Below are 2,524 nucleotides of genomic sequence, written 5' to 3'. Positions count from 1 at the left end.
GGCCTGCGGCACCGGCGGGTGCCGCCGTCGCGCCCGGGTGGGTCGCCTCGTGCCGGGTTGCGGTCGGCGCCGCGTTGCCTGCCCCGTACGCGGTCCCCTGGCCCGCCACCACGCCCTGCCAGAGCACCACCGCCACGACTCCGGCTGCGAGGCGCAGGCGACGTGCGGGAGCAGCCACGGCGGAGACCCTTCCGTGCCGGCAGTGCTGACGTGACTAGAGTCACATAAGCCAACAAAGCCGACATTCGGAACTACGCCGTGCGGGTGCCCCACCCGCACGGCGTACCGCCGGTCACGTACCGCCGCGGCGACCGCCCCACGTCACGTCGTCAGCAGCAGCTTCCCCACGTGCGCACTCGACTCCATCACCCGGTGCGCCTCCGCCGCCTGCTGCACCGGCAGCGTCCGGTCCACGATCGGCCGCACCCGGTCCGCCTCCACCAGCGGCCACACGTGCTCCCGTACCGCCGCCACGATCGCCGCCTTCTCGCCCGGCGGCCGCCCCCGCAGCGACGTCGCCGTGATCGCCCCGCGCTTGGCCAGCAGCGCGCCGAGGTTCAACTCCCCCTTCGCGCCGCCCTGCAGCCCGATCACCGCGATCCGGCCGTTGACCGCCAGCGCCTTCACGTTCTGCGCCAGATACGCCGCCCCGACGATGTCCAGGATCACGTCCGCGCCCGCGCCGTCCGTGGCGGCCCGCACCTCCTTGACGAAGTCCTGCTCCCGGTAGTTGATCAGCACGTCCGCGCCCAGCTCGCGGCAGTACTCCAGCTTCTCCGCGCTGCCCGCCGTCACCGCCACCCGGGCGCCGACCGCCTTGGCCAACTGCACGGCCATCGTGCCGATGCCGCTGCCGCCGCCGTGCACGAGCAGCGTCTCGCCCGGCCGCAGGTGGGCGATCATGAACACGTTCGACCAGACGGTGCACGCCACTTCGGGCAGCGCGGCGGCGGTCACGGCGTCGTGCCCGTGGGGTACGGGCAGCAGCTGCCCGGCGGGCACCGCGACCTGCTCCGCGTAGCCGCCGCCGGCGAGCAGCGCGCACACCTCGTCGCCGACCTGCCAGCCCGTCACCCCCGCGCCGAGCGCGGCGATCCGCCCCGCGCACTCCAGTCCCGGGTACGGGGAGGCGCCGGCGGGTGGTTCGTAGAACCCCTGGCGCTGCAGCACGTCCGCGCGGTTCACACCGGCGGCAGCCACCTCGATCAGCACTTCGCCTTCGGCCGGCACGGGGTCGGGGACCTCGGCCCAGACGAGCGAATCGGGGCCGCCTGGCTCTGAGATGGTGATCGCATGCATGTCGTGGACGCTACTACTCCGCATCGTCGGCGGCGTCCCCGTCCTCCCCCCGGCCGCCGTCGCCGCGGCGGTTCCGGTCCCTGTCGCGGTCCCGGTCCGCGCCGCCCAACTCCCCGTACGCGCCGTAGCCCCTGGAGTCCCTGGCGCCGCGGGAGTCGCGGGTGTCCTCGTAGTCCCGGTAGCCGCGGTCCCGGCGTCCGCCCAGGTCCCAGCCACCCTCGCGGGTGACTATGCGATCCTTCTCCGGCGTCGTCGCGGGTCCCGCGGCCCGGGCGATCGTGATCAGCCGGTCCGTCATCTCCAGCCGGCCGACGTCCGGATCGTCGTACGCCATCAGCCGGTGCCCCCGCTTGACCGCCACGACCAGGTCGTCGGTCTCGCGCGGCAGCAGACCCGCCTCCGCCTTGGTCGCCGGGCGCTCGATGAGATCCAGCCCCGAGCCCTGCACGATCAGGTCCTCCAGGACCGTACCCGCGCTCGGGCTCAGCACCGACAGGCCGAGCAGCCGGCCCGCCGCGCTGGAGCTGGTGATCACCGCGTCCGCGCCGGACTGGCGCAGCAGCGGCGCGTTCTCCTCCTCGCGCACCGCCGTCACGATCTTGGCCCGCGGGTTCAGCTGCCGGACCGTCAGCGTCACCAGCACCGCCGTGTCGTCGCGCTGCGGCGAGATCACGAACTGCGCCGCCCGCTGCCCCTCGGCGCGCAGCAGCACGGCGGAGCGCGTGGCGTCGCCGACGACGCCCACGTAGCCGTCGGCGTTGGCCCCCTCGACGACCTTGCTGCTCGGATCGATGATCACGACCTGGCCCTTGTCCAGCCCCTTGGCGCGCAGCGTCTGCAGCGCGGAGCGGCCCTTCGTGCCGTAGCCGACGATGACGGTGTGATCGCGCAACGCGGACCTCCAGCGATCGAGCCGCCACTGCTGGCGGGTGCGCTCGGTGAGCACCTCAAGGGTGGTGCCGACGAGGATGATCAGGAAGAGCACGCGCAGCGGCGTCACCACGAGGACGGTGCTGAGCCGGGTGCCCGGGGTGGCGGGGACGATGTCGCCGTAGCCGGTGGTGGAGAGGGAGACGGTGGCGTAGTACGCGGCGTCCAGCAGGCCGACCTTGCCGCCGGCGTTGTCGTGGTAGCCGTCGCGGCCGAGGTAGACCACGAAGACGGCGAGCGCCAGCACGAAGTTCACGGCGGTGCAGGGGGCCGCCTTCCTGGAGGCGGTGATCAA

1 protein-coding gene and 1 pseudogene are annotated in these 2,524 nt (G+C 73.5%); both read right to left on the bottom strand.

All coding sequences use genetic code 11. The features are described 5' to 3' along the window. Nucleotides 1-321: 321 nt before the first annotated feature. Complete coding sequence (locus tag H5J30_RS26830; RefSeq protein ID WP_181789910.1) at nt 322-1,299, bottom strand: NAD(P)H-quinone oxidoreductase; 978 nt, start codon at nt 1,297-1,299, stop codon at nt 322-324. A 262-nt stretch (nt 1,300-1,561) separates the two neighbouring features. Then, nucleotides 1,562-2,524: pseudogene (locus H5J30_RS26825) on the bottom strand (potassium channel family protein); the annotation flags it as partial.

It is taken from the genome of Streptomyces phytophilus (genome assembly GCF_013870535.1).
Lineage (GTDB): Bacteria > Actinomycetota > Actinomycetes > Streptomycetales > Streptomycetaceae > Streptomyces > Streptomyces phytophilus.
Note: the sequence above shows the minus strand (reverse complement) of the source record. Positions and strands in the feature narration are given on the sequence as shown.

Excerpts from the sequence above, each read along its gene's own strand:
- H5J30_RS26830 (WP_181789910.1), bottom strand. The coding sequence starts at position 1,299 with ATGCATGCGATCACCATCTCAGAGCCAGGCGGCCCCGATTCGCTCGTC.